Annotated in this window: 20 protein-coding genes; 12 read left to right on the forward strand and 8 right to left on the reverse strand. The window is 34.7% G+C overall.

Annotated elements, in window-relative coordinates:
• The 3 genes from YW9_RS0106700 to YW9_RS0106710 form a co-directional block, all read left to right on the forward strand.
• A partial coding sequence (locus YW9_RS0106700) for a T9SS type B sorting domain-containing protein (protein ID WP_018279423.1) occupies positions 1–1474 on the forward strand: 1474 nt, incomplete at its 5' end.
• 104 nt (positions 1475–1578) lie between these two features.
• Positions 1579–2502, forward strand: a complete 924-nt coding sequence (locus YW9_RS0106705; RefSeq protein WP_026193873.1) for a PorP/SprF family type IX secretion system membrane protein — start codon at positions 1579–1581, stop codon at positions 2500–2502.
• 39 nt (positions 2503–2541) lie between these two features.
• On the forward strand, positions 2542–4506 hold the full coding sequence (locus tag YW9_RS0106710; RefSeq protein ID WP_018279425.1) for an OmpA family protein: 1965 nt from the start codon (positions 2542–2544) through the stop codon (positions 4504–4506).
• A 53-nt stretch (positions 4507–4559) separates the two neighbouring features.
• Here YW9_RS0106710 and YW9_RS12620 read toward each other — a convergent pair whose 3' ends face one another.
• On the reverse strand, positions 4560–5378 hold the full coding sequence (locus YW9_RS12620; protein WP_018279426.1) for a hypothetical protein: 819 nt from the start codon (positions 5376–5378) through the stop codon (positions 4560–4562).
• 171 nt (positions 5379–5549) lie between these two features.
• Here YW9_RS12620 and YW9_RS0106720 point away from each other — a divergent pair, with 171 nt between their 5' ends.
• Positions 5550–7175 carry a S8 family peptidase gene (locus YW9_RS0106720; protein ID WP_018279427.1) on the forward strand — a complete coding sequence of 542 codons (1626 nt, stop codon included), beginning with the start codon at positions 5550–5552 and terminating at the stop codon, positions 7173–7175.
• Positions 7176–7241: 66 nt separating this feature from the next.
• Here YW9_RS0106720 and purH read toward each other — a convergent pair whose 3' ends face one another.
• The gene (gene purH, locus YW9_RS0106725; protein ID WP_018279428.1) at positions 7242–8774 is read right to left on the reverse strand and encodes a bifunctional phosphoribosylaminoimidazolecarboxamide formyltransferase/IMP cyclohydrolase; all 1533 of its coding nucleotides are present in this window, start codon (positions 8772–8774) and stop codon (positions 7242–7244) included.
• Between the two features lie 72 nt (positions 8775–8846).
• On the opposite strand from purH, the gene YW9_RS0106730 reads away from it, so the two are divergent.
• The gene (locus tag YW9_RS0106730) at positions 8847–10091 is read left to right on the forward strand and encodes an ABC transporter permease (protein WP_018279429.1); all 1245 of its coding nucleotides are present in this window, start codon (positions 8847–8849) and stop codon (positions 10089–10091) included.
• 28 nt (positions 10092–10119) lie between these two features.
• Here YW9_RS0106730 and YW9_RS0106735 read toward each other — a convergent pair whose 3' ends face one another.
• Together YW9_RS0106735 and YW9_RS0106740 are read right to left on the reverse strand one after the other, a co-directional pair.
• Positions 10120–10734, reverse strand: a complete 615-nt coding sequence (locus tag YW9_RS0106735; protein WP_026193876.1) for a response regulator transcription factor — start codon at positions 10732–10734, stop codon at positions 10120–10122.
• Positions 10735–10740: 6 nt separating this feature from the next.
• Positions 10741–12579 carry a sensor histidine kinase gene (locus tag YW9_RS0106740; RefSeq protein ID WP_167933615.1) on the reverse strand — a complete coding sequence of 613 codons (1839 nt, stop codon included), beginning with the start codon at positions 12577–12579 and terminating at the stop codon, positions 10741–10743.
• Between the two features lie 338 nt (positions 12580–12917).
• Between YW9_RS0106740 and YW9_RS0106750 the strand changes: the two genes are divergently transcribed.
• The 7 genes from YW9_RS0106750 to YW9_RS0106780 all read left to right on the forward strand — a co-directional run bounded on the left by YW9_RS0106750 (position 12918) and on the right by YW9_RS0106780 (position 21148).
• Complete coding sequence (locus tag YW9_RS0106750; protein ID WP_018279433.1) at positions 12918–13997, forward strand: lipocalin family protein; 1080 nt, start codon at positions 12918–12920, stop codon at positions 13995–13997.
• Between the two features lie 188 nt (positions 13998–14185).
• The gene (locus YW9_RS0106755; protein ID WP_081615894.1) at positions 14186–15214 is read left to right on the forward strand and encodes a TolB family protein; all 1029 of its coding nucleotides are present in this window, start codon (positions 14186–14188) and stop codon (positions 15212–15214) included.
• A 164-nt stretch (positions 15215–15378) separates the two neighbouring features.
• The gene (locus YW9_RS0106760; protein ID WP_026193877.1) at positions 15379–16497 is read left to right on the forward strand and encodes a WD40 repeat domain-containing protein; all 1119 of its coding nucleotides are present in this window, start codon (positions 15379–15381) and stop codon (positions 16495–16497) included.
• Positions 16498–16620: 123 nt separating this feature from the next.
• On the forward strand, positions 16621–17652 hold the full coding sequence (locus YW9_RS13060; RefSeq protein ID WP_167933618.1) for a TolB family protein: 1032 nt from the start codon (positions 16621–16623) through the stop codon (positions 17650–17652).
• A 316-nt stretch (positions 17653–17968) separates the two neighbouring features.
• Positions 17969–19051 (forward strand): hypothetical protein, encoded by a 1083-nt coding sequence (locus tag YW9_RS0106770; protein WP_155848739.1) that lies wholly within the window; start codon positions 17969–17971, stop codon positions 19049–19051.
• 106 nt (positions 19052–19157) lie between these two features.
• Positions 19158–20480, forward strand: a complete 1323-nt coding sequence (locus YW9_RS13065) for a methylmalonyl-CoA mutase family protein (RefSeq protein WP_018279438.1) — start codon at positions 19158–19160, stop codon at positions 20478–20480.
• Positions 20444–21148 carry a hypothetical protein gene (locus YW9_RS0106780; protein WP_018279439.1) on the forward strand — a complete coding sequence of 235 codons (705 nt, stop codon included), beginning with the start codon at positions 20444–20446 and terminating at the stop codon, positions 21146–21148. Before YW9_RS13065 ends, YW9_RS0106780 begins: the two co-directional genes overlap by 37 nt.
• A 41-nt stretch (positions 21149–21189) precedes the next feature.
• On the opposite strand, the gene yidC is transcribed toward YW9_RS0106780, so the two are convergent.
• From yidC to mgtE, 4 genes are all read right to left on the reverse strand, one after another.
• On the reverse strand, positions 21190–23061 hold the full coding sequence (gene yidC, locus YW9_RS0106785) for a membrane protein insertase YidC (RefSeq protein ID WP_026193878.1): 1872 nt from the start codon (positions 23059–23061) through the stop codon (positions 21190–21192).
• A 17-nt stretch (positions 23062–23078) separates the two neighbouring features.
• Entirely contained in the window at positions 23079–24698 is a 1620-nt protein-coding gene (locus tag YW9_RS0106790) for a CTP synthase (protein WP_018279441.1), read from the reverse strand.
• A gap of 89 nt (positions 24699–24787) precedes the next feature.
• Positions 24788–25390 carry a CDP-alcohol phosphatidyltransferase family protein gene (locus YW9_RS0106795; RefSeq protein WP_018279442.1) on the reverse strand — a complete coding sequence of 201 codons (603 nt, stop codon included), beginning with the start codon at positions 25388–25390 and terminating at the stop codon, positions 24788–24790.
• 4 nt (positions 25391–25394) lie between these two features.
• Complete coding sequence (gene mgtE / locus YW9_RS0106800; protein ID WP_018279443.1) at positions 25395–26750, reverse strand: magnesium transporter; 1356 nt, start codon at positions 26748–26750, stop codon at positions 25395–25397.
• Positions 26751–26961: the final 211 nt, after the last annotated feature.

Genomic DNA, 26961 nt, shown 5'->3' on the forward strand with positions numbered 1-26961 from the left:
AAAAGCAGGTAATGTACTTTCTGATAATGGAAGTGGTACAGACACTCTAGGTAGTGTTGCAGCAACAACTGCAAATGTTGATATTTCTGTGGTCACATCCGCCTCACAAATTAATGGCAATCCAAATGTACCTACTTTGGACACAAATACAGGTGAAGTTAACATACCAGCAAATACACCAGCAGGAACTTATACCATAGTGTATCGTATTTGTGAGAAATTAAATCCAACGAATTGTGATACAGCAACAGCAACAGTTGTGGTAAGTCTAACAGATTTGGAAGCTGTTCCAGATGACTTTAGTGGAACACCAATTCGTGGAACTGATGGAGGAAACACATCAAGTGTTCTAACCAATGACAAATTGAACGGAACTCCATTAAATCCTTCTGATGTTACGCTCACTTGGGGAGCTACTCCTCCGAATGGATTTACACCAAATATAGATGGAACAATTACAATAGCACCAAATACACCAGCAGGAACGTACACTTTGACCTACACAATTTGTGAGAAATTAAATCCAACAAATTGTGAAACAACCACGGTTACGGTATTAGTAACAGCATCACCAATTGTGGCAAATGATGATGACTATACAATGTACCCAATATATACAACCATTGGGGGAACCGTAAGTACATCTGTGTTGGTAAATGATACATTTGAAGGAGTGACAGCAACTTTAGGAACGGTTACTATTTCAAATCCTACTACACCAAATACGAATATATACATTGATGCCGCTAATGGAATGGTCGTGGTACTACCAAATACGCCAGTAGGTACGTACACATTGACCTATACAATTTGTGAAAAAGCAAATCCAACAAATTGTAGCAATCAAGCGAATGTAACAGTAGTCGTTTTAGATGTTCCGAAGGCAAGTGATGATTCTGCAACTACAGAAATAAATACTCCTGTAGCGGTAAATATTTTGGAAAACGACCAAAATGTTCCAACAACAGGAAGAGTTTCAGTTGTGGGTGATCCATCAAGAGGTAGCGTACAAGTGAACGATGGGGGTACACCAAACGACCCTTCTGATGATACAATTACCTATACTCCGAATCCAGGTTTTGTTGGTACAGATACTTTTGTGTATGAACTTTGTGATGCAGCTGGTAATTGTTCAAATGCTACAGTTACAATAGAGGTAGTAGCAGGAGGAGATATAATACCTTATAATGCAATTTCTACCAACGATGATGGTTCAAATGATATATTCTATATTAAGGGTATTGAAGGATATCCGAATAATACCGTAAGAATTTACAATCGTTGGGGTGTTAAGGTGTTTGAAGCTCAGGGATATAACAATACTACAAAAGTCTTCAGAGGATTATCTAACGGACGTGTAACTATAGAGGCTCCTGAGAAATTACCACAAGGAACATATTATTACATAATAGAATACGTAGATAAAAACAATCAGACGAAGAGAAAAGGAAGTTGGTTGTACATTAAAAATTAGATAAATATATCGAAAAGCTCGAGTGTTTTTAAATCACTCGGGTTTTTCGAAAATTATTGAAATAGATGACATATAAGACAATAAACATATAAATATATTATACAATGAGGAAAAGTAATGCTTTTTTAATGTTAATGTTACTACTATGTACAGGTGTTTTTGCTCAGCAAGAATCACAATACACACAGTATATGTACAACACAATTATGTTTAACCCAGGATATGCAGGTTCGAGAGATGTGGGTAGCTTTTTCGGCTTGTACAGAACCCAATGGGTAGGGTTGGAAGGTGCTCCAAAAACAGCAACATTGAGTTATCACACACCTATTAGAGATAAAAATGTGGGATTGGGGGTTTCATTATTTCACGAGTCAATTGGTCCTCAGCAAGATAATACATTTTTGGTGGATTTTTCATATACGTTGAATTTTGAAAATTCAAAATTAGCTTTTGGTTTGAAAGGTTCTGCTGGATTTTTCCAATTAGATGTTAATAAATTGCATTTATACGATGGTCAAGATTATAGCTTTACTGGCGATAATAGTATTTTCAGACCTAATGTTGGGGCTGGACTTTTCTGGTATTCAGATAAGTATTACTTAGGTTTCTCTGTTCCAAATCTTTTGGAAACGGAAGTTTTCAGAAGAAATGACCAAAATAGAGAAGTATCTGTTTTGAAAAATTCTCAACATTATTACTTGATAGGTGGATATGTGTTCGATTTAACAGAAAATACCAAGTTCAAACCTGCAGTACTTAGTAAAGTTTCCTATGGAGCTCCGTTTCAGTTAGATGTTTCAGCAAACTTTATGTTTAATGAAAAGTTTGTTTTGGGTGCAGCTTGGAGATGGTCAGCAGCAGTAAGTGCGATGGCAGGTTTCCAGATAAATGACCGATGGTTTATTGGTTATGGATATGATTTTGAGACTACAGAATTATCAAGATATAATTCAGGTTCACACGAAATTTTCTTGCGTTACGAACTAGTGAAAGCTCACAGAAAGGTAGTTTCTCCAAGGTTCTTCTAAGAAAATTGTTTTATCAATCTTAATTTTATCATTAAAGAAATGAAAATGAGAAATTACAAAATGTACATACTTGCAATAGCGTTGTTTAGCAATGTTTTGTTGGTTTTTTCACAAGAAAAACAAATGCAAAAAGCCAACGAGATGTACAAAAATTACGCTTATATAGATGCAATCAAAATCTATGAAAATATTGCAAAAAAAGGGTTTGTAAACCAAGAGTTACTCGAAAGGCTTGGGAATTCATATTATTTTAATGCTGAGTATGACAAGGCTTCTACTTGGTATGAGAAACTTTTCGAAAACAAGGAATATAAGGTACAGCCAGAATATTATTACAGGTACGCATTGTCGTTGAAATCATTGGGGAAATATGCCGAGTCAGACCAAATGATGAGTAAGTTTGTAGAAATTACTGGAGCAGATGATACACGTGCCATATTGTTTGAGGAACACAAAGATTATAGAGAGGAAATAAAGGAAAATTCCAATCGATTAGAGCTACTTCAAACAGGAGTAAACACAGAACATTCTGAATATGGAACCGCTTTTTATGGTGATAAAGTAATTTTCGCGGCGAGTAATACAAGTTTGATTAAACCTGTCTCAAAATGGACAGGAGAGAGTTTCTATGATTTGTATGAGGCAAACCGTGATAGTATTAGTTTATCAAAAAAGACACTTTTTTCATCAAAAATCAACACAAAATTCAATGAATCCACAGCTGTATTTACAAAAGATGGTAAAACAGTTTATTTCACCAGAAATAATTATGTGAATAAAAAAGTAAGAATGGATTCAGAAAATACCATCCTACTTAAAATATTACGAGCTACTAAAGATGATAGAGGAAATTGGGGAAATATTGTTGAGATGCCATTTAATAGCAATACTTATAGTGTAGCTCATCCGGCATTGAGCCCAGATGAAAAATATTTGTATTTTGCGTCTGATATGCCAGGAACTTTGGGTAGTTCTGATATATTTCGAGTAGAAATATTAGAGAATGGTTACGGGAAGCCTGAAAATCTTGGGAATATTATTAATACAAGCGGAAGAGAATCTTTTCCTTTTATTTCAAAAGATAATGTATTATATTATTCCTCAGATGGTTACCCAGGATTGGGAGGGTTAGATATCTTTGCCACGAAATTATATGATAATGGAACTACTTCAAGGGTTATAAACATTGGTGAACCTGGAAATAGCGTAGATGATGATTTTTGTTTTGTGATAGATAAAGAATCAAAAGTAGGTTTTCTAACTTCTAATCGTACAGGAGGAAAAGGAAAAGACGATATTTACGGATTTTATGAGCGTATTCCTTTGAATTTCACTTGTAACAAGGTTCTGAAAGGAGTGGTTAAAAATTCGGAAACTATGGAAATTATTTCAGGAGCCACAGTTTCTTTGTCTGGTAAAAAAATGGATTTGTTAAAAACAGAAGCCAGTGACCCAGCAGGAGGATTTGCCTTTGGAGAAGAATTTATAAATTGTCAAGATTCGCATTTCTATCTGAAAGGAGAAAAAGAAGGATATGAAACAGCTGAGGTGAAAGTGGAAATGAAAGGCAAAGGAAAAGAAATTCATTATGAAATTCTGCTAAAACCACGAGTTATAAAAGTAACAGAAGGAGATGATCTAGCCAAAGTATTCAAGATAGAAAATATCTATTTTGATTTTGATAAATCAAATATTCGCTATGATGCGTCAGTGCAGTTGGCAAAAATCTTGGAGGTTATGAAAGAATATCCAAATATGAAAATAGATGTTCGTTCGCATACAGATAGTAGAGGTTCAGATAGTTATAACTTGGCTTTGTCTGATAGGAGAGCAAAATCAACCGTGAAATGGATTATTGATAATGGCATTGATGCTAGTAGAATAACAGGAAAAGGTTACGGAGAAACACAACTTACGAACCATTGCTCTAATGGAGTGAAATGTACACCTGAAGAACATCAATCCAACCGAAGAAGTGAATTCATAATTATAAGTTTAGAATAGCGGAAAATTTATAATTTAAAAAGGGAATCGTTCTAAACGATTCCCTTTTTATTTTACTCTTTTAATTTTTTGTAAACGATATTTTGTACTCCTCGAAAACGATACGTTGTTCGCGAATTTATGTGATAAAGCTCAATTTCAGAATCGTTCAAAATGCGAATTTCAAAACTTTCTGTCTCATTTCTGTAATTCAGATTTAATATTTTTACATTGTTTGTATTTCGTATGTTTTCAATGTTGTATAATCCTCTGAAAAGTGGTGTTATATGATTTGGGTGTTCTGAAGTTTCAAAAAAGTAATCTCCGTTTAGGCTGTAGAACTTAATGAAATTCTCATTATCAAATGGGTTTGCTGCACCTTCTCGGCTGGTATATGTTTTCTCCCAGAAGTTGTATTCTTGCAAAAAATAACGCATATTTTCAAAGAACAATCGATCGTAGTTGAAGTCACGTTTGTAATAGCCTTCTAATCTGTAAACCGAATTCGAGTCTACGTCGTATAAATCAATTTGATTTTGGGAAACTTGTACAATTTTAAAACGATAAGAACCATCTCTATCGTGGTGAAATGTTAGGTGCATATCAGTAGTAAAGAAGTTTCCTATTACACGTCCGTAACCCCTTCCGATGCTTCCAATTCCTACTAAGTTGTTGTTAGCCAGTATAGTATTTCTATCAAAAGTTATGGTAAAGGCTTTCTGTAAAAAAAGAATTCGTTCACTGCCACGTGTAGCATCAACATTTACAAACCACAAATCATAGGAATGTAAAAAATCATACAATGTAAGTCTATCATTATCATATTCATCAGGAACAGAACAGCTATTCAAAAATAATATAATAATAAAGCCAAAAAATAATAATCGTTTCATAATCAGTTAATTTAAGTAATTATAGAAATCTCATCGTTGTAGTACAATCAATAGTTGTGCCATTTTTGTAAAAGACAGGAATAAAAACGTGTTGTTCTTTTGTGCTTTATTTAAATTTGTTTACCTTTGCACCAGTTGTTTTTTAGATTAAATCGTATAAATATATTACAAATGAATATTAGAAAACCATTTTTATTAGCATTTTCAGGAGCGATATTGGTAGGGTGTGCCAGTCCTTTATCAAAAATTGCATCAGCAAGTCCAGATGTAGTGCCAGATATGTTGCCAAAACAAACAGAAAAAATTTCTGATGATCAATTGAAAGTTTGGCCTCATAAAGATCTTACTTCTTTTCCAGGTATTGGATTATCAGGAGCTTATGAGTTGTTGAAAGGCATTAAAACAAGTAATAAAGTTGTTGTAGGGGTAATTGATTCAGGGGTTGATATCAATCACGAAGATTTGAAGAATGTTATTTGGGTGAATCCTAATGAAATTCCTAACAATAACATTGATGATGATAAAAATGGTTATGTAGATGATATTCACGGCTGGAATTTCTTGGGGGACATTAACCAAGAAAATATGGAGCTTACTCGTATTTATAAATCGGGAGATAAAGGCAATCCTGATTATCAGAGAGCTAAAACTGAATATGAAAAACAATATGAGGAAGCTTTCGCAGAAAAAGAATACTTTGAACAACTCAATCAAATGGTGTTGTCCGCGGACGATATTTTGAAAAAGGAGCTTAAGAAAGATAAATACACATCTGATGATGTGGCTAAAATTCAAACTACTGATAATATGTTAGCTCAGTATGTTGAGTTTATGCAACAACTCCTTGAACGTGTGGGAGATTCTGAAGCTATCAAAGAGGAGTTAAAAGGAGCTCTTAACCATTATTCAACAAAATTAAATTATTATTTGAATCTAGAATTTAGTCCTCGTAAGGATATTCTTAAAGATGATGAGAATGACTTCAGTAAGATAGGATACGGAAATAATAATGTGATAGGTCCTGATTTGGAGGGGTCGCTACACGGTACTCACGTGGCTGGTATTATTAGTGCTCAACGTGCAAATAATGTGGGAATGGACGGAGTTGCTGATAACGTTGCTATTATGGCTGTAAGAGCTGTTCCTGATGGTGATGAGTACGATAAGGATATAGCTTTAGCAATTCGTTATGCGGTTGATAACGGAGCAAAAGTAATTAACACAAGTTTCGGAAAAGGATTTTCTCCTCATAAGGATAAAGTTTATGAAGCTATCAAATATGCAGCATCAAAAGATGTGTTGATTGTGAACGCAGCGGGGAACGATAGTAAAGATATTGACGTAGAGCAAACATATCCAAATGACGAGGTGGAATTGAAAGAAATTTCAGATAACTTCCTTACTGTAGGAGCTTTGAACTATGAATTTAATGACAAGTTGATTGCTTCGTTTTCAAACTATGGAAAAAGAAATGTAGATGTATTTGCTCCAGGAGTAAAAATTTGGGCTACTGCACCAGGTAATAGTTATAAATTTTTGCAAGGAACATCAATGGCTTCTCCTGAAGTGGCAGGTTTGGCTGCATTAATTCGTTCTTATTTTCCAAATTTGACTGCTTCACAGGTGAAAAAAGTGATTATGCAATCAGGGGTTACTCCTAAACTTCAGGTGTATGTGGGAGAAACTGAAGATAGAAAGAAAGTAGATTTTTCGGAATTGTCTTCTGCAGGAACTATGGTAAATGCACGTAATGCGGTTATCTTAGCAGCCAAAATGAGTCAAGGAAAGAAAAAATAAAAGTATATTTATAGAAATAAAAAAGCCCGATTTCAGTCGGGCTTTTTTATGTATTTTGTGAAAAAATTAATGCTTGAAATGTCGTGTTCCTGTAACTACCATAGCCATATTATGCTCGTTACAATAATCAATCGTCAATTGGTCTTTGATAGAACCACCGGGTTGAATAACTGATGTAATTCCTACTTTATCTGCTATTTCTACACAGTCAGGAAAAGGGAAGAAGGCGTCACTTGCCATAACAGCATTACTTAGGTCAAATTCAAAAGATTGAGCCTTTTCAATAGCTTGTCGCAAAGCGTCAACACGGCTTGTTTGCCCAGTTCCACTTGCTAAAAGTTGCTTGTTTTTGGCTAAAACAATTGTGTTTGATTTGGTATGTTTACAAATTTTTGAAGCAAAAAATAAGTCCTCAAGAGCTTCTTCATTTGGTTTTTGGTTTGTAACGTACTTAATGTCTTCTGCAGTATCTGTTTTTAAATCTTTATCTTGAACCAAATAACCATTCAAACAGCTTCGAATTGAGGTCTCAGGCAAATTAATGTTCTTTTGAATTAAAATGATACGATTTTTCTTTTCTTTTAGTATTTCCAAAGCCTCATCACTATATGTTGGAGCGATAATTACTTCAAAAAATAAGGAATTGATGTCTCTGGCTGTAGCTGAATCGATTTTTGTGTTTGATACCAAAATTCCACCAAAGGCAGAAACAGGGTCTCCTGCCAAAGCCGCCGCATACGCTTCCTGAATATTTTTTCGTGTAGCCACTCCACAAGCGTTGTTGTGTTTTAGAATAGCAAATGTAGGGTCGTCGTGCTTAAACTCCGAAATAAGATTTATAGCAGCATCAACATCTAATAAGTTGTTATACGAAAGTTCTTTTCCGTGTAATTTTTCAAATAAATTGTCGAAATTTCCATAGAAATATCCTTTTTGGTGCGGATTTTCCCCATATCGGAGTACCTGACCTTTATTTTCACTGATTTTTAATGTAGTTATTTCTTCCGTTTGGTTGAAATAATTGAAAATAGCTGTATCATAGTGAGAAGAAACTTGAAATGCTTTAGCCGCAAAATTTTTGCGTTGTTCTAAAGTGGTCTTCCCTTGAGAATTGACTAGAATATCAAGTAAATCAGGATATTGCTCTACAGAAGAAACACATAAAACGTCTTTGAAGTTTTTGGCTGCGGCACGTATTAAGGAAATTCCTCCAATATCAATCTTTTCAATGATATCGCTCTCGATGGCACCACTTGCTACAGTTTTCTCAAACGGATACAAGTCCACAATTACGATATCTAACTGAGGAATAGCATATTGTATCATTTCTGAAACATCGCTGTCGTTGTCTTGTCTGTTCAAAATTCCTCCAAAAATTTTGGGGTGTAAGGTTTTTACTCGTCCACCAAAAATGGAAGGATACTCGGTAACAGTTTCCACAGGAATAACATCGACTCCTAAGTTTTTGATGAAAGATTCAGTCCCTCCTGTTGAGTAGATAGTAATTCCTAAGCTATTCATTTTATGAATAATAGGTTCCAATCCTGTTTTATCAAAAACAGAAATTAAAGCAGATTTGGCTTGTTTTGTGAGTTTCATTAGAAAAATATCTTATATTTGGCTACAAAAATAAAGTTTTTTGACGGATAATAAAACCTATTGATTAAAATTATGTTTATATATCTGCAATTGTTAAAAGAGAGTTTCAACTTCGCACTGAAGTCGTTACGAGATAATAAACTTCGTACATTTTTATCACTTTTGGGTGTTACAGTAGGAATTTTTTCGATTATTTCAGTGTTGTCAGCAGTTGATTCTCTAAACAGAAATATACAAGAAAATCTGTCAGGGTTGGACAAAAATTCTATGTACGTATCAAAGTTTTCGTTTGGTCCTACCGATGTTCCTCGTTGGCAACGGCTTAATTTTCCACAGGTTACATATCAAGAGTATGAGTTTTTGAAAAAAGAAATTCCCAATGTGGAAGCTATATCTTATGTGATTTTTGGAGTAAGTTCTTCTATAAAATACGAAGGAAAAACCATCGAAAATGTTCCTGCAAGTGCTGCTACTTCAGAGATTGTTGATATTGAAGATATTAAAGTTGAATACGGACGCTTGATGAGTGAGTCTGAATCAAATGTGGGAACACCAGTTATCGTTTTAGGACATCAGATTGCTAAACAACTTTTTGAAGATGAATATCCTTTAGGTAAAGAGGTGCGTTATTTTGGGAAGAAAATGAAGGTAATTGGCGTTCTTAAAAAATATGGACCAATGTCGGAAAGTGATGATAAGGTATTTATATTATCAACATTTGTACGAAGTTTTATGAATACAGGAACACAAGGAGTTCCCAGCGGAATTGCCATAAAACCTAAAAAAGGAGTTAATATGCAAGAATTTGAAGATGTTCTTGTACAGCGTTTTAGAAGATACAGAGGCTTAAAGACTGAAGAGATTAATAACTTTTTCATTAATAAAATGTCCACCTTTACAGATATGATTGACCAAACTATAGGTATGATGAATTTAGTTGGGTGGATTATTGGTGGATTTTCGATTTTGGTGGGAGGCTTTGGGATTGCTAACATAATGTTTGTCAGCGTTCGGGAAAGAACAAATCTTATCGGGATACAGAAATCATTGGGGGCAAAAAAGCATTTTATATTGTTTCAGTTTTTGTTTGAAGCTATACTTTTGGCCTTGATTGGTGGACTTTTAGGTTTGCTCTTTGTATGGCTCGGAACTTCGATTGCTTCACAAATCATAGAAGAATTTGAGTTTATACTCTCTTTGAAAAACATCATTATAGGGCTTGGAGTTTCATTTGTAGTTGGCTTAGTTTCAGGAATTATTCCTGCGTTGAGTGCAGCAAGATTAGACCCTGTTGAAGCCATACGCACAGGACAATAATACTGATTGTTCAAATTCTTATGAATGATTAAACGAGTCCTTTTGCTTTTTGTAGTAGATTTACCGTTTTATTTACATTGAATTTTTGCATCAAGTTTTTACGATGTGAATCTACTGTTAATGGGCTGATATTCATTTTGTCAGCTATCTGTGCAGAAGAAAGCCCTTCGGAAAGATATTTTAATACCTCTCTTTCTCGTCGTGTGATAATGGGAATTTCTTCGGAATTGCTTTCAGAAGGCATTAAAAGATTAATAATCTGTTTACTTAAATAACTATTTCCATCGTAAATTTGAAGTATAGCTTCTTCAATTTCAGCCATTGGACTACTTTTAAGCAAATAACCTGAAGCTCCGTCATTTATCATCTGTTGAATAACGAAAGGGTCATCAATGTTACTAAGTCCCAAAATTTTTACATTGGGATAGTTCTGCTTGATGTTAAAGCATATTTCGGAAGCTTTTCCGTCAGGAAGATTAATGTCAAGCAATAGAACATCAGTGATAACATTTTTCAAAACCTCATCAAGTTGTTTGATATTTGATGCTGTAGCTACAACTTCCATTAGCGGATGTGTAGTGATAAAGCTCTGCAATCCTTCATTAATTATAGGGTGGTCGTCGCATATAATAATTCGTATCATAATTATTTATATTTTACATTCGATATTTATGGTGGTTCCAATTCCTTCTTCCGAGTAAATTTCCATCTTTCCTCCAAGATAATTTACACGAGCTTCGATATTGTTGAGTCCCATATTTCTTGAAATACTTTTGGGGTCGAAACCTTTTCCGTTGTCCTCGACTTCTATAAGAAGAAGGTTGTCCTTAAAGGTGGCTTGTAGTTGTATTTCAGAGGCTTGGGAGTGTTTTACGGCATTTGTTAACAATTCTTGTACAATTCGGTAAACGGATAATTGCCATTTTTTGTCTTGTAGATCTGAAAGCCCGTTTGTGTAAATTTTAATATTATGTTTTTCATTTTGTAAGGATTGGCAAAAATCGGATATAGCAGTTTGTAAACCATACTTTTGCAGAGCTGAAGGGTCTAAATTGTGGGCAGTGTTTCTCAGCTCAACAATTGCGATATCTAATTGTTTTACAATTTTTTGTAATTCTTCTTTTTTCTCATAATTTTGAGACAATATTTCCACATTCATTTTTATTCCTGTGATGCGTCCGCCCAATCCGTCGTGTAACTCACGTGCCAATCGATTACGTTCCTGCTGTTCGCCTTCCATCAGAGCGTGTGTAATTTCAATTTCTTGCTGTTGTTTGCGTAATAAGAAATCTTTTTTAGTACGTTTGCGATTCACATTCCAAGCATATAAAGCCCAAGCTGTTATAATTCCGAAAAGAGAAATTCCTCCATAAAGCAGAATTTGATTTAATTTGTTTTTGTTTTCCAGTTGTATGATGGCTTTTTCCTTTTCAGCAGTACGATATTGCATTTCCATATCGGCAAACATTTTTTTTCTGTTTTCTTCCATTAGGCTGTCTTTCAGAATGTCGTGTCTTATCATCAAATCGTAAGCATTATTGTGATTGCCAAGTCTGGCCTCCAGATTAGCAAGGTCATAAATTAATCGTATTTGATTTTTTTTGATGGTTTTATTAATGGAAGTTTTTAGGAGTTTTTGTGTTATTTGTTTTGCTTCATTAAATCGGTTTAGGACTTTAAGGATGCGAACTTTTTCATATTCTAAAGAATTTTGATCCCACGGAATATTATTTTTTGAAGTAAATTTAAGTCCTATATCTATACTTTCAAGAGCTTCCTCTGTTTTTCCGATAGCAGCTAAATAACGAGCTTCATTTAGATAAACAAATCCGGTAAGTTTACTTTTGGGATATTGCCTCCAGAGCGATACGGTTTTATTGTATAAATCAGACATATATTCTTTATCTTTCTTTTCCAAATATACATCGAACATATTCAAGTAAGTCCACAGAAGAGCCTCATTTTCTTTGTCTTCTTTTTGAGCCTGATCCAAAGATTTCTGATAGTATTCCAAAGCCCTGTCATATTCCTTATTGTTGCCCAAAATCATACCGACATCTGTAAAATATCCCATCAGAAGGTCAGAATCACCAGATTTTTCAGCAAAAGGAATGCAATATTCCAACGTAATATTCAAAAGATTGTATTCTCGGTCGTTGTATTGCTCTAAAACTCCGTAATTGTGCCACAGCCTTGCACGATACCGATAAGCCTCTTCCGTAGTGTACCATTTTAAATAATCATTGGCTTTTTGGTAAAGTTTTTGACTTTTTTGACGGTCATAATCAAAGTAAATTCCTGCTTTATTGAAGTAGTAAATTCCTTCCAAATAAGGTTCTCCTTCTGCTAATTGGAATGCTTCCTCCCGAAGTGTTTTGAGGGCTTGTGTAGTGTCAGTTTCCGATAAAATATTCGCAAGTTCCATTAGTATATAGAACTTTTCCCTGTTAGATGAGGCTTCATTTACTGCTTGACGTAACTTTTCCACCCTTTGTGCTTTCAACATTGAAAAACTCAGAGTGACTACAGCTAAAATTAGTATTTTGAAATACTTAAACAAAGTTATTGATGATTTTTTACGGCATAAATATAGTAATAAAAAATAGAAATAGAAGAAAAAAAGTAAATTAGTGTAAAAAATACCTAAAAAAGGGGATTGACATACAAATTCCCGATTACTAATTTTGTATTATAAAAAAGATAACAAAAGAAAATTACTTGATGAACTGCCTCATTTATGTTGAATCACGCTGTGAAAGTGCTGATGTTGAGGTTAAAAACAAATCGTTTTTTGAAATTAGAAAAAGAACTTAAAAATTACAAACAATGAAAAACTTAAAAAGACTTAATCGCAAAATTAAATTACTTTTGGTTATGGTTTGCTTTGCTTCGTGTGGGAAAGAAAGCGAAGCAAGTGAACCTTTTCAAGGTGTTTGGAATCTTAAAGCCATCGTTCAAAACGGACAGGTGGTTGATGTTACAAGACCTGATTTGCCGTGTTTTAAAAATTCTAAGCTTACCGTAGGGGCAACAAACTTTGAATTATTTTTTTCTGCTTTGAAGTCGCAAAATTCTACGGATTGCGATAGTTCTATCGAATCGGGAACTTGGACAAAACGTAACGGAAAATATTTCATCTCTCAAAACGGGCAAGAAATAGAGTTTCCAATACAATTCAGTGATAATAACACTACTTTGCAGTTTACTTATGGAACAGGGGCTGGGGCTTTTGATATGGTTTTTAAACGAGAAGAAAATTTTTCAACGAATAATAATGGTGGAACTAACACCACCAAACCTGGAACGGGCGTTTATGCAGGTATTTGGTTTATCGGTTCAAGCAGATATGACCTTGCTATTTACCTTCGAAATGACGGAACATACACTGAAGGACTTCGTAAGAGTGATTGGAAAACCCGAGTTGACGGAAATTATACCATTCAAGGTAATAAACTTACCACTACGAGTAAATCGGGTGAGAAATCGTACTATGAATATATGGATAACTACAGCTATATGTTAGCTGATGGAGCCTATTTTATGTTCAAAGTAGAATTTGTCAATCAGATTCCGCCCAGTGGCTACAAGTTCCAAAATATTGCAGTGCTCGATGCTGCAGGTAATTTTTCAGCTTCAGGGGTGAGTGGCTATCTGTATTTTGATGGCAATGGTAAGTTCTCAAATGATAAAAGTGCCTTCACTCAAACCTCGGGAAGCGGCATAGGAAGTGGTAGCTATTCAGGACAAAAGTATGTCGGAACGTACACCATTTCTAACGGAAATTTAACTCTCCGATACAGTAACGGTACGACTTCTACACATAGTTTCTTCTACGGTAGACCTTCTACAAAAGGAGATGACGCTACCATCGTGGTAGATGGATACACTTATTTCCAAAAAGAATAGACGAGGAACAAGTAAAAAATCAAGAATTTAAAGTTAAAATTATTTGATTCACCACTCTTAGCGAAGTCTATGAGTGATGAGAGGGAGCTTCGACTTCAATCAGTTCGATAAGAGAAAGTGAAAGATTTTGATAATCAGATAACAAGAACTTCAAAATCGTAAAAAATAAATTTAAAGGTAAAAATAATATGAAAAAGATGTATGTGATGTTATTCTACATATTCAGTCTGTTAATGGCTTCGTGCAGTAAAGATGATGGGGGAGGAGGAAATACTTCGGCAAGTCATCTTTCAGGAACGATACATTGGCAATTTGCAGGTAAAGTAGGTAAATACACGCTTTCTAACGGAAACTATAATAAATCAGTATTTCTGATAGGTTCAAGTTCTACTAAAAAAGGATTTGATGTGTCGTGGGACGGAAAGAAATATATGATTGCATCAGAAACTTGGGATTCAGATGTACAGCGTTTTGTACTCCGTGATATGGGAGAGAAGATGGCAAAAGTTGATGATGACAGAAATCTGTTTAATGTAACCATCGAGTGGGACAAAATTGGAGATACACAGCCTATCATCGCTCCCAACGAACAATATTTTGCACTTGAGCCACAGCGTTGGGCAAAGATGCCAATCGTTATTGTTAATGCCAAAGGTAGAATAGTACGCGAGTGGACAGACCCTAAGGAAGCGTTGGATTATCACGAAAAACCCATATGGGACACTCAAAACGTGTTGTATTTCCGTATTGGTAATAGCGTTTGGAAGTGTACCCCCGATGGAGAATATGCTGATGCTCAGCAAATCATTTCCAATATTAAAGGCGGAAGTTATTTGGCAGTAAGTCCTGATGGTTCAAAGTTTGTTTTTCGTAAAGATTATTTCTTATGGATGTGCAATTCAGACGGAAGCGATATGCGACAAATTACTACTTATGATATTTCCAGAAAGAAAAACTACAAGGGAGATGCTCGTCCGGCATTTTCACCCGATGGCAAACATATTGTTTTTACTACAACTGGAACTACAGGAGCAGGGTGGACAGATGCTGATTTGGATATAAACGTAACAGGCAGTCGTTTCGGGTATTTGTGCATTATTCCTGCAGATGGAAAATTACGAAATCTTGATGAGAAGAATAATGGAGCCATCTATTTGAAGAATCCTGAAGGTGCTGCAGGTATTCCTTGCGATGGCCATTTAGTTTGGAGACCTTGAAGAGAAAGGAAGAAACAAGTTTTCAAGAACCAAGTAACAAGAAATTTAAGCAGTAAAACCATTTAATTTGTCAATCTGAGCGAATTGGTAAGTAAGAAAAAGACTTTGATTTCGCTCAGCCTAACAGAAGAAGTAAAAAAGTTTAACTATAAAAATTGATAGATATGAAAAAGATATTAATAATATTTACAAGTCTTTTATGTACATTGGTGTATAGTTCTTGTTCTAAAGAGGACAATGGAGGAGGTGGGGCATCGTCATTAAATAATTTGCCCGGAACATTATACATCGAATTTGCTACTGATGGCATCCGTTCGTACGATTTTAAAACAGGAAAGCTCTTTAAAGTAACCAAAACGGACAGAGGACCAGGAGTTACAGGTTATGATTTCTCCTACGGAAGCAAGGAAATAGCATTGTCGATAGGTACAAGCCGTACTTTTGACTCCTATCAAGACAAACAAACGTTCATAATGCGACCTTTTGACGGAAACTATACGTGGTACAGTACGATTTCCGACCCCAATGGAATACCTTCTGAGGGAAATATTTTTGGTTTCAAATATCAATATAATGGCACTAGTTCCGAAGGAGAATTTTACCGAGAAGCTCCAATACGGGTTTCTCCCAATAAAAGATACATTGCCGTAGATGGCAACTATTGGGAAGACAGAGGAGTACTTCTGTTAGACACACGAACAGGAAAACTTCTGGCTGAGTTTTATACCTCTAAAGCGGATTTAGATTACCAATCTACACCAGTTTGGACGCTTAACAATGAGCTATTTTTTGCTATCAGAGGGGTGTTGTATCGCTGGAAAGAAGATTATGGAATACAAACAGAACAGGTTTTGAACATCAATAATGGTAATGGAGCGAGTTATGTGGCTGTAAATCCGCAGGGAACACGAGTTGCTTTCCGATACAAAAATCATTTGTGGATACAAAACATTGACGGAAGTGGATTGCAACAGATTACCACCAGTCCGCCATCAGGAAGTTCTAAAGTCGACGGAGAGTATCAGCCTGTATTTTCACCCGATGGGAAGTATATCGCCTTTGTAGGTTCACCTACAATCGGTCGGATGTGGACAGATTATGACCCTTTGCAACCACGTTTGCCTCACGTTACTGTAGTTGGTGGAGCGTATGGATATGTATTTATCATTCCTGATAACAACAAACTCTACGATTTGAAAGACCCTACTAGCGGAGCCGTAATGATTAAAGATAATTATGGCTATTCTGTAGCAGGTTATTTCAGTAATATGATTTGGAGGTAGAAAAAGACTTTGAGTTCGCTTATCTTTGATAAAAACGGACAATCTGAGGTATCATATTGCAAACAAAAATATTACGTAATAGTATCTTTTAGAAAGTAACTTTAATATATAAATATGAAAAAAATGATTTTATTATTTAGAATAATGTTATTGGCTTTCTTGTCGTCTTGTTCCAAAGAAGGCGAATCAAGTGCAGGAGCACATAATCTTAGCGGAAATTTATTCATTCAGTTTACCGACGAGGTGTCTGTATATAATCTAACGGATAATAAATATACGGAAAAAGTAGCAAAAGTGAGCTTAACCAATGTATTAGAAACTTACGATGTGTCGTGGGATACTTCAAAAGTACTTTTTACTCTTGATGTACAAGGGTTTAATCACAAACGCATCGTTTATAGAAGTATTAACGACCCTGTAACACAACAAGAAGTAAGAACCGACGGTAAGAATATCCACGATTTTGAATACGAATGGGGAGATGTACGCCCCCTCAAAGCCTTTATTTCTCCCAATGAGAAGTATATTGCACTACAAGGACAGGGATATTCGGATATGCCTACGATTATCATCGATGCACACAAAGATAACGAAGTGGGGCGTTGCAACCCTGATGGTGCAGGATATAACGACTGGGGAAAACCCGTTTGGACATTGGATAATACGTTATACGTACAGGTAGGTAATTGGGTTTACAAAATGAGTCCTGATAACGGATATAAAACCTATCAAAAGGTATGTTCTTCCGATGGAGGCGGTTCGTATAGAGTAAATCCGCAAGGAACGAAGTTTGTATATTGTAAGGACAAGCATTTATGGCTTTGTAACATCGATGGTAGCAATCGCCAACAAATCACAACCAGTATCACCCGCGACTGGGCAAGTTGGGATGGCGAAGGTTTTCCTACGTTCTCCCCTGACGGAAAGTATATCGCTTTTACGGCTCGGGGTTCTCGCGGTATGGCGTGGAGTGACCACGATTATCCTGATGGCTCGTGGGTAGGAGCAGTAGGCGGAAAGTTTGGCTATATATCTGTAATTCCTGCCGATGGGAAGCTCTATAATCTTGATGATAAAAACAGCGGAGCCATCTCGCTAACCAGAAGCGGAAATAGAGGTATTCCTTGTGATGGGCATTTGGTTTGGAGGAGATAAGATATTGTTAAAAAATACATAAAAATTAACTAATATTAACTTGTAAAATACCCAGAAATAGGGATTGATTACGATGTATATTGTACATATTTTTGTGATGAAAAATTGTTTATAGATGGGACTAACTACAAGTCATTGAAAAGGAAAGCACACGTACTAAGTTATTAAAGGTATCTGTTTTTATATAGATATTTTGATTGATGAGAAGTTTTGCTTTTGTTTCAATGAAAGATGAAAATGCAAAGTATTGTTGCGGTATTTTTTCAATAATATTTTGTTATCGTACGAGCTAAACTTCAATCAAAAAACAGGTGCTATGAAGAAAATAGTTTTGTTCTTTTTGAGCATATTATTGGTAAGTTGTTCAAAAGAGGGAAAAGAAGGTTCTTCTGTTAAAGGTACATTCAATATGCAATTTCAGACAGATTTGGCAAATACCATCTACACATCGGCTATTTTTGGATTGGCAGAGGTGGAACGACAAACAAATCAAGCAATTGATTTTTTCTATATTGATTTTGAAGCGGAAGAAAATGGAGTTATTGAAATTGTGATTGAAGAAACTGCTTTAAATTATAAAACAGAAATAACTAAAGAAGTTACAACAGGGCGTAATAGTTTTTCTCCAAAAATAAAATGGAAATATGATGCTCTAAAGCAAATGAAACAATCTGGGTATGCTGATTTTACTTTTTTTTGTAGAAATACAGCAGGTGATAAGCTCGGAAGTAAGGATATAAAGGTGCGTTATACATCTATCAATGAATGTGTACTGGTGGCTAAGTTACAGGGAAAAGTATATCCGTTGTTCCATTTTATGGGAGCTTATGTAAACGAAGATAGCCCAGTGATTGATGTTTTCTTAAAAGATGTTCTTAATACAACTGATCTAAAAGCTTTTACTGGTTATCAAGGAGAAAATTCGAATGTAATTGCAGTGAATGTTATAAATCAAGTACGTGCGATGTTCCTGACATTACGTTCTAAGGGTGTGAAATATAGCAGTATAACTGATACAAGTAATAGTTCGTCAAATCCTAATGTGGTAAGTCAGTACATTCGTTTTGCAGATGAAGTAATGAATAATACACAGGCTAACTGTGCTGACGGAACAGTTTTTCTTTGTAGTGCTTTGCGAAAAGTAGGAATAGAAGCATTTATGGTTTTTCAGCCAGGACACGTCTATTTAGGATATTATGCTAATCCTAATAAAAAAAGACCTTTTCTTTTGGAAACCACAATGGTAGGAACAGACTATTCTTTTATGCAAGCAACTGATATTAATGTTAATACGTTCAATAAAAATATTGAAAAATACAATAATAAAGACTATATGGATATGTATTTCATTATAAACATAAATGATATACGTTCTTTAATTAAACCTATCGGGAGATAGGACATTATTTTTTCTCAAACTCAGATTTTGTAATTTGAGTGCTAATCATCTCTGTTAAGATTCCAAAAGTGAAATAATTTTCATAATTTTGGAATCTTATTTTTTTATGATGGAAATGTATTCTGAAGAAACTCCCAAAACAACCATTAAGCAATGGAAGCAGCAAATTCAGTTTGAGCTACAAGGAACTGACTATAATAATTTATTGTATAAGTCACACGAAGGAATTTCTGTGCTTCCGTTCTATTCCTCTGAAAATAGAAAAATTACCTACGAAGTCAATACAGAAGCAAAAGGAATGATTTCACTTTATTGCTCAAATGTACAACATACCCTTCAGCGAATTGATTTTTGGTTATCCCAAAATATTCAACACTTTTTCATAACACTGCATTATTCAGAAATTAATTGGGAAGAATTTTTATCACAATTACCAGAAAATGGAGTTTATTTTATTGATACTCATTACTTAAATCCGTCTCTCGTTCAAAAATTAAGTAGTTTGATAAAAAATGGTAGTCAGAGAATATCTATTTGCAACGATTGTATTAATGAATTTCTTAAGAAAGGAAAATGGGTTAATAATCAAATTTCTGATTTAGAGATTGTTAAAAATAGTATTTCTAGCCAAAATCCTGTGATTTTTGTAGATACGACATTATACCAAAACGCAGGTGCAGGAATAATACAACAGATTGCTTATGGAGTCTCTCAAGCTATGGAATATTTTAAAATTATAGATAAATGTAATATTATCAATGAATTAAAGTTATATTTCAAAGTTGCGGTAGGAAATAATTTTATGTTTGAAACCTCAAAAATAAGAGCTTTTAGGCAGGTGGCGGAAAGTGTTTTTGAAACATTTGGTCACGATATAAAAGTTTTTTTTATCACCGAACCTTCCAGCAGAGGTTTGTCAATTTTGAAATCAAAATATAATGAAGATTATATTTCACTTGCATATGAAAGTGCTATTTTAGGCGGAGCAGATTTTGTAATTCCTAAAAATCCAACAATCTATAAAAAAAATACCATTGAAATTGATTTAAATAATTTAAAGCAAATGCAGAAAATTATCCAAAATCGAAAAGCTTCTTTTTTAAATGGAATATATAGCTTTGAGGCAATTTCTTATGAGATTGCTAAAAAATCACTTGTATTGTTTCAAAGTATTGAAAAGTCAGGAGGATTGCTGGAACAAGTGAAAAATCATACTTTGCAAAGAAAAATAAAAGAAAAAGCTCAAGAAGAACAAATCTTATTTGAAGAAAAATTACAGAATATAAATTTTAAAAATCAGTTTTTTGCATCAAAAGAAGAATGGGAGTTGTATCCGTTTGTAAAGCAAAAAACAGAAAAAACGTTAGTGGAACCCTTGATAGCAAAACGATTATGGGAGAACATAGAGAAAAGACAATTGAAAAAGTAATTTCAAAAATTGAGAATATAAGTTTAAAAGGTTCAGAATTAGAAGTTTTAGAAATGGAACATATAGCGGGATTTCCTCCTTATTTGAGAGGATACCACGCAATAGGAAATTTATTGCAATCACCTAAATATGAAAGGATACATATATGGAGTGAAAATTTAGATTCTGAGGGTCAAAAATGTTCTGAAATATTGTTCAATGATATAGAAAATCTACTAAGTGCTAAAAATGTTGATAAAAAATCAATAATTATTCGAGAAGTTTCTAATTTAGCTCAAATAATTGATAATATTAATCAAATAAATTATATTTATCTCTTGTGTGATTCAGAATATTCAATTTTACGAAGTTTTTTTAAACAAATTTCAAGGGAAATACTTTCAAAAGTTAGATTTTTACTATTTTTTGATGAAAATATGTTTGATAAAATAGAAAAAATAAGAGAAATTCGTGCTTTTTATTCTGAAAATATGAAAGAAATGGGATATTCTTATAAGGTTCCTATTTCGTCTTACATAAGTACAATAACGGAACAATTGTACGCATTAGCCGCTCAATCGGATGTGTTGTTATATGAAGCTGATAACTTGTATATAAATGATGAGTTAAATCATTTTCTTGTAGAAAATACATTGATTTCAAAAACGATTGACCCTTTTTGGAAATAAAAAAGGCAATTCAAAAACGAATTGCCTTTTTTATATTATATCTATTTTTTTTGTTGAGCTTTTCGCTGTGCTTCAGCTTGTTCCATCATTTCACGCATTTTACGTTGGAAGTTACTTTCCTTTTTTGGTTTTTTCTTGTTTTCCTCAATCTGTGCGTGAATTTTCTTTTCATCAATAATCCAATATTTGATAGCTAACATTATGAAAATAGTAAGTAAGTTTGATATAAAATAGTATAAACTCAGTCCACTAGCATAATTGTTAAAGAAAAATAACATCATTATTGGCGATAGATAAATCAAAAATTTCATATTAGGCATTCCTGGTTGCTGTTGTTGCATACTTTGAGACATTGTCATCAGTGAGTAAATCAGAATAGCAACTGAAGCTAAGAAAGGGAACAAACTAACGTGACTTCCATAGAAAGGAATACTAAAAGGAAGTTCCAATACGGCATCGTATGAAGAAAGGTCGTCAGCCCAAAGAAATGCTTTTTGGCGTAGTCCGAATTCTGTTGGGAAAAAGTTGAAAAGAGCCAAGAAAACAGGAAGTTGTAAGAGTGCTGGAATACAACCACTTAATGGGTTTACACCTGCTTTTCGATACAAATCCATCGTTTCTTGTTGGCGTTTCATTGGTTCTGTGTATTTCTCATTAATCTCATTAATTTCAGGACGCAAAACTTTCATTTTTGCTTGTGAAATATATGATTTATAAACCATTGGAGAAAGTAGTAAACGAACGATGATAGTCATCAAAATAATACACAACCCAATTGAAAAATAGTTTGATAAGAAGCCAAATAAAGGAATAAATAACCATTTATTGAGCCAACCAAAAATTCCCCAACCAAGTGGAATCAAATCAGTTAGATTGTATTGTTCATATTTTTCAAGGATTTGATAATCACTTGGTCCGAAGTAAAAGTGTAATGATTCATTGATTTCTCCTCCCTGTAACGAAATTGGAATTTGAGCCGTGTAATCCTTTGTGAATTTAACATCTACTCCTTCATCATTCACTAAATTTTTAGATGTAAATTTCCCATTTTCAAAAGGCTTGTCAGAAATCAAAATAGAAGAAAATAAGTGTTGCTTGAAAGCTACCCAATGTATGTTTTTCTCCTCTCCAACATCGTCTCCTCCTTCACTCATACGCTCAATTTTGTCATCTTCATACTGGATTGTTAGTTGTGTGTAACGATTTTCATAAGTTACACTTTTTTCCATTCTTCGAGCTTTCAAACTCCAATCCAAAGTAGTGGCTTTTGATGAATTAATTATATTTGAAAAACCTTGTGAACGTATCAGAAAATCAACCATATATCCTTCACTTGGAAGAGTGTAAACATATTCTAAATATTGATTTTCAGAAGTTTTTAATTTCATTGAAAGTACTTTCACTCCATTATTTTCAGAAAACGAAGGCTCAAAGTACAAATCTTTCGTGTTCAGGTTCAAATTTTGTGAGGTAGTAAAATTCAATGAAAGTGAAGCGTTTTTATCCTGAATTAAATACAAGTTTTCTTTGTCATAGGTTTTAAACTCTTTCAAGAAAACTTCTTGGATTTCTCCACCCTTATTGCTGATAGTTAGCTTAATATCTTTATTTTCAATTGTAGTAACCTCGTCTTTTGCTGAAGGGAGCGAGGCTGAATAAGCAAACACACCCAATGACGATTTGTAATTCGCCAGAGCTACTGAATCGGTAGGAATAGAAGTGTAAGTGGTTGTATTTTGAGCTTGTGAGCTGTTATTTTGCTTTGCTTTTTCAGCTTCAATACGTTCTCTATCAGCTTTTTGTTCAGCTATTTCTTGTTCTGTAGGACGACTGTTATACATCATCCACATAACCAATATGAAGATAAGGACAAATCCTAAAATGGTCTTAAAGTCTATTTTTTTTTCTTCCATTTACTTTTATTAAATTTTTATTTTTTGTTTAGTTTGTATTTCAAAGCTGCTTTCACAAAAGCCACAAAAAGTGGGTGAGGATTAGCTACTGTACTTTTATATTCTGGATGATATTGCACACCTACAAACCAAGGATGATCTTGAATTTCAATGACTTCTACTAAATTTGTTTCAGGGTTAACTCCCGTACAACGCAGCCCTGCTTTTTCAAGAGTGTCTTTGAATTCATTGTTAAATTCATAACGATGACGATGGCGTTCTGAAATATTTTCTTTTCCATAAGCCTCATATATATTACTGTTTTTTAATAATTTGCAATCCCAAGCACCCAATCGCATTGTACCTCCCTTATTTGTTACCTCTTTTTGACTTTCCATTAAGTTGATAACTGGGTATTCCGTGTTGATATCCATTTCTGTTGAGTTGGCATTCAATAAGTTGGCTTTATTTCTGGCAAACTCTATTACAGCCATTTGCATTCCCAAGCAGATTCCTAAAAAAGGAATTTTGTTTTCACGAACAAAACGAATAGCCTCAATTTTACCTTCAATGCCCCGACTTCCAAAACCAGGAGCCACGAGAACACCATCTAAGTGACCCAATTTTTCCTTTATATTTTCGCTATCAAGATGTTCCGAATGGATACTTTCCACCTCTACTTTAACTTCATTTTCGGCTCCTGCGTGAATGAAAGCTTCCAAAATGGATTTATATGAATCTTGTAATTCAACATATTTTCCAACCAATCCGATTTTAATCCTGTTTTTGGGATTTTTATGGCGTTGCAAAAATGCATTCCACTGAGTTAAATCAGGTTCTTTTTTATCAGGTAGAGCTAATTTTTTTAAAGTAACTTTATCCAAACCTTCCAAGAGCATCATATTTGGAACGTCATAAATTGTTGAGGCATCAATAGACTGAATTACAGCTTCTCGTTTTACGTTGCAGAACAAAGCTAATTTATAACGCAAATCATCTGATAGTTCGTGTTCAGTACGGCAAACTAATATGTCGGCCTTAATTCCACTTTCCATTAGTGTTTTGACACTATGCTGGGTAGGTTTTGTTTTAAGCTCACCTGCAGCTGCTAAAAACGGAACTAAAGTTAGGTGGACTACAATTCCGTTATTTTCGCCTAAATCCCAGAGCAATTGCCTAACAGATTCGATATAAGGAAGTGATTCGATATCACCTACTGTTCCTCCAATTTCTGTGATAACGATATCATAATCACCTGTTTGTCCTAAAATCTGCATACGTTGCTTGATTTCATTGGTGATATGAGGTACCACTTGCACAGTTTTCCCTAAAAATTCGCCTCTTCGTTCTTTTTCTATTACACTCTGATAAATACGACCAGTGGTTACGTTATTTGCCTGTGAGGTATGTACGTTTAAAAAGCGTTCGTAATGCCCTAAATCAAGGTCAGTTTCGGCTCCGTCTTCAGTAACGAAGCATTCTCCGTGTTCATACGGATTAAGTGTTCCAGGATCAACGTTGATATATGGGTCAAACTTCTGAATCGTAACACGATAGCCTCTTGCTTGTAATAATTTGGCAAGTGATGCCGCAATGATTCCTTTTCCTAAGGAAGACGATACACCTCCTGTTACGAAAATATATTTAGTCTTAGCCATTTTATTATGTAGTTGTTTTGATTTTCAATCGGCAAAAGTAGCAATTTAAACTGAAAGCACAAAGGAAAAGAAATAAAGAAAAAAGAATGTTAATTATCATTTAACCATTTACTTTTTTTGAAAGCTATTCCCTTGCGAATTAGGTAGGCGTGATATGTGCTTGGTACGTCATTTTGCCATTTGGGGAGTAACAATATAATTAGGATTACATCAAGTTGTGAAAAAAGTCCCCAATAGATGGCTAATTGCAAAGGAAAACCTCCGTGTGAAAATCCGATTAATGAAACAAATGCTACCAACAAACAAATGCCCCAAACCTTTGATAAAAAAGCGTGTGTGCAGGTTTCTTTTCCAAATCGTAAGAAACTTATGGCATAACACATTCCTTCCATTATGAAAAGACATATAATTTCTGTAGTATGTTGTTTAATGATTTCAGTATTTAACCAAAAAGCAGAAATTCCTACCGAAATCCAGAAAATAAGGTCAGTTTGGCTGTCAAGACGTCTCAATTTTACTGAAGAAATATTCAATTTTCGGGCAATGGTTCCATCGAAAATGTCTGATAAGATTCCTAAAAATAATAGTACAACAATAATACTTCGTGCATCGTCTTTTAAAAAGTATGCTAATAATAAAATAGTTGGAGCTAATAGTAATCGAAATAATATTAGATACTTAGGAATAATCATTTCTTTAAAAACCTAAAATAATCTTCGCGATGGAAAAGTAAATCAGGATACCTAATACGTCATTACTTGTGGTGATAAACGGACCTGTGGCAACAGCGGGGTCAATCCCTCGTTTGTGTAGGAAGATAGGAATAAAAGTTCCGATAACTGCTGCGTTAATTATCACAGTTACTAAGGCAACAGCTACAGTCAGGCTGATAAGATAACTGGTCTGGAAGGCAAAATGGCTAACCAGAATCACCACTGTGGCAATAGCTAATCCATTTATCAGACCCAAAAGAAATTCTTTAAATAACCTACCCCATATTTCGCCATCAATAGAATCATTAGCAAGTCCCTGTAATACAATTGCCGATGACTGTACACCAACATTCCCTGCCGTAGCTTGAATGAGCGGTATGAAGATTAAAAGCACCGGAAACCGTTCCATAGCGCCTTGAAATCCATTGATAATACTTGCTGCCCCTAATCCTCCGAACATTCCGATAAGTAGCCAAGGCAGTCGGGCTTTGGTGAGCTTCCAAATGCTATCGTCAGCCTCTACATCGTGGGTGATACCTGCCGCTAACTGATAATCTTTCTCTGCTTCTTCCTTGATAACGTCCACCACGTCATCGATAGTGATACGTCCGACTAATCGTTTCATTTCATCGACTACAGGAATAGCCTCTAAGTCATATTTTGCCATTATTCGGGCTACATCTTCCGCCGTGTCGGTAACGTAAACGTAATCTACCTTAGGTATATAGATGTCTTTGATATTTGAACGGGTCGATGTGGTTAATAAATCCTTCAGTGAGAGCCTTCCTTTAAGTACGTCGTTATCGTCAACCACGTAAATGGAGTGTACTCGCTTTACAAACTCGGCTTGTTCGCGCATTTCCTTAACGCATTTAAGTACATTCCAATTTTCATTGACTCTTACCAACTCTTTAGCCATCAATCCCCCTGCAGTATCTTCATCATAGCGAAGTAAATCGACGATATCCTTTGCGTGTTCAACGTCTTCGATGTATGAAATTACCTCTGTTTTTCGTTTTTCAGGAAGTTCCGAGATGATATCCGCCGCATCGTCCGTATCAAGCTCAATTAACTCATCCGCAATCTCTTTTGCGGACATATTTTCGAGTATCTTGTCCCTAAAATCTTCATCTAACTCCGTGATAACGTCCGATGTCTTTTCCGTATCGAGCAATCGTATAATATAAATAGCGTCCTTGATATCCAATTCGTGGATAATCTCAGCAATATCCGCATAGTGCATATCATTTAAAAGCGTCTCCAATTCCTTGTTACGCTTCTCGGTGATAAGCAGTTCGATTTGCTCAATAAGTTCGTCCGTTAGTTTAAATGTTGACATAGAGTACCTTTATTATAATGATGATTTTTGAGTTTTTACATCCCCCTAACCCCCTTAAAAGGGGGAATTATTGAGAGGATTTGTATGGTTTTTGTATTTTGTGTCTAACCTTTAGTAAAATATTTCTACTAATATTTTATTTTTTGGATTGTCAGGCTGAGCGAAGTCGAAGCCTTGTGCTTTTTTGGGCTTCGACTTCGCTCAGCCTGAC

Source organism: Capnocytophaga cynodegmi DSM 19736 (assembly GCF_000379185.1).
GTDB classification, from domain to species: Bacteria; Bacteroidota; Bacteroidia; order Flavobacteriales; family Flavobacteriaceae; genus Capnocytophaga; species Capnocytophaga cynodegmi.

What these genes read in the sequence shown, in the direction of transcription:
- YW9_RS0106705 (WP_026193873.1), top strand. Translation starts at nt 1,579, where the DNA reads ATGAGGAAAAGTAATGCTTTTTTAATGTTAATGTTACTACTATGTACA.
- YW9_RS0106710 (WP_018279425.1), top strand. Translation starts at nt 2,542, where the DNA reads ATGAAAATGAGAAATTACAAAATGTACATACTTGCAATAGCGTTGTTT.
- YW9_RS12620 (WP_018279426.1), bottom strand. Translation starts at nt 5,378, where the DNA reads ATGAAACGATTATTATTTTTTGGCTTTATTATTATATTATTTTTGAAT.
- YW9_RS0106720 (WP_018279427.1), top strand. Translation starts at nt 5,550, where the DNA reads ATGAATATTAGAAAACCATTTTTATTAGCATTTTCAGGAGCGATATTG.
- purH (WP_018279428.1), bottom strand. Translation starts at nt 8,774, where the DNA reads ATGAAACTCACAAAACAAGCCAAATCTGCTTTAATTTCTGTTTTTGAT.
- YW9_RS0106730 (WP_018279429.1), top strand. Translation starts at nt 8,847, where the DNA reads ATGTTTATATATCTGCAATTGTTAAAAGAGAGTTTCAACTTCGCACTG.
- YW9_RS0106735 (WP_026193876.1), bottom strand. Translation starts at nt 10,734, where the DNA reads ATGATACGAATTATTATATGCGACGACCACCCTATAATTAATGAAGGA.
- YW9_RS0106750 (WP_018279433.1), top strand. Translation starts at nt 12,918, where the DNA reads ATGAAAAACTTAAAAAGACTTAATCGCAAAATTAAATTACTTTTGGTT.
- YW9_RS0106755 (WP_081615894.1), top strand. Translation starts at nt 14,186, where the DNA reads ATGAAAAAGATGTATGTGATGTTATTCTACATATTCAGTCTGTTAATG.
- YW9_RS0106760 (WP_026193877.1), top strand. Translation starts at nt 15,379, where the DNA reads ATGAAAAAGATATTAATAATATTTACAAGTCTTTTATGTACATTGGTG.
- YW9_RS13060 (WP_167933618.1), top strand. Translation starts at nt 16,621, where the DNA reads ATGATTTTATTATTTAGAATAATGTTATTGGCTTTCTTGTCGTCTTGT.
- YW9_RS0106770 (WP_155848739.1), top strand. Translation starts at nt 17,969, where the DNA reads ATGAAGAAAATAGTTTTGTTCTTTTTGAGCATATTATTGGTAAGTTGT.
- YW9_RS13065 (WP_018279438.1), top strand. Translation starts at nt 19,158, where the DNA reads ATGATGGAAATGTATTCTGAAGAAACTCCCAAAACAACCATTAAGCAA.
- YW9_RS0106780 (WP_018279439.1), top strand. Translation starts at nt 20,444, where the DNA reads ATGGGAGAACATAGAGAAAAGACAATTGAAAAAGTAATTTCAAAAATT.
- yidC (WP_026193878.1), bottom strand. Translation starts at nt 23,061, where the DNA reads ATGGAAGAAAAAAAAATAGACTTTAAGACCATTTTAGGATTTGTCCTT.
- YW9_RS0106790 (WP_018279441.1), bottom strand. Translation starts at nt 24,698, where the DNA reads ATGGCTAAGACTAAATATATTTTCGTAACAGGAGGTGTATCGTCTTCC.
- YW9_RS0106795 (WP_018279442.1), bottom strand. Translation starts at nt 25,390, where the DNA reads ATGATTATTCCTAAGTATCTAATATTATTTCGATTACTATTAGCTCCA.
- mgtE (WP_018279443.1), bottom strand. Translation starts at nt 26,750, where the DNA reads ATGTCAACATTTAAACTAACGGACGAACTTATTGAGCAAATCGAACTG.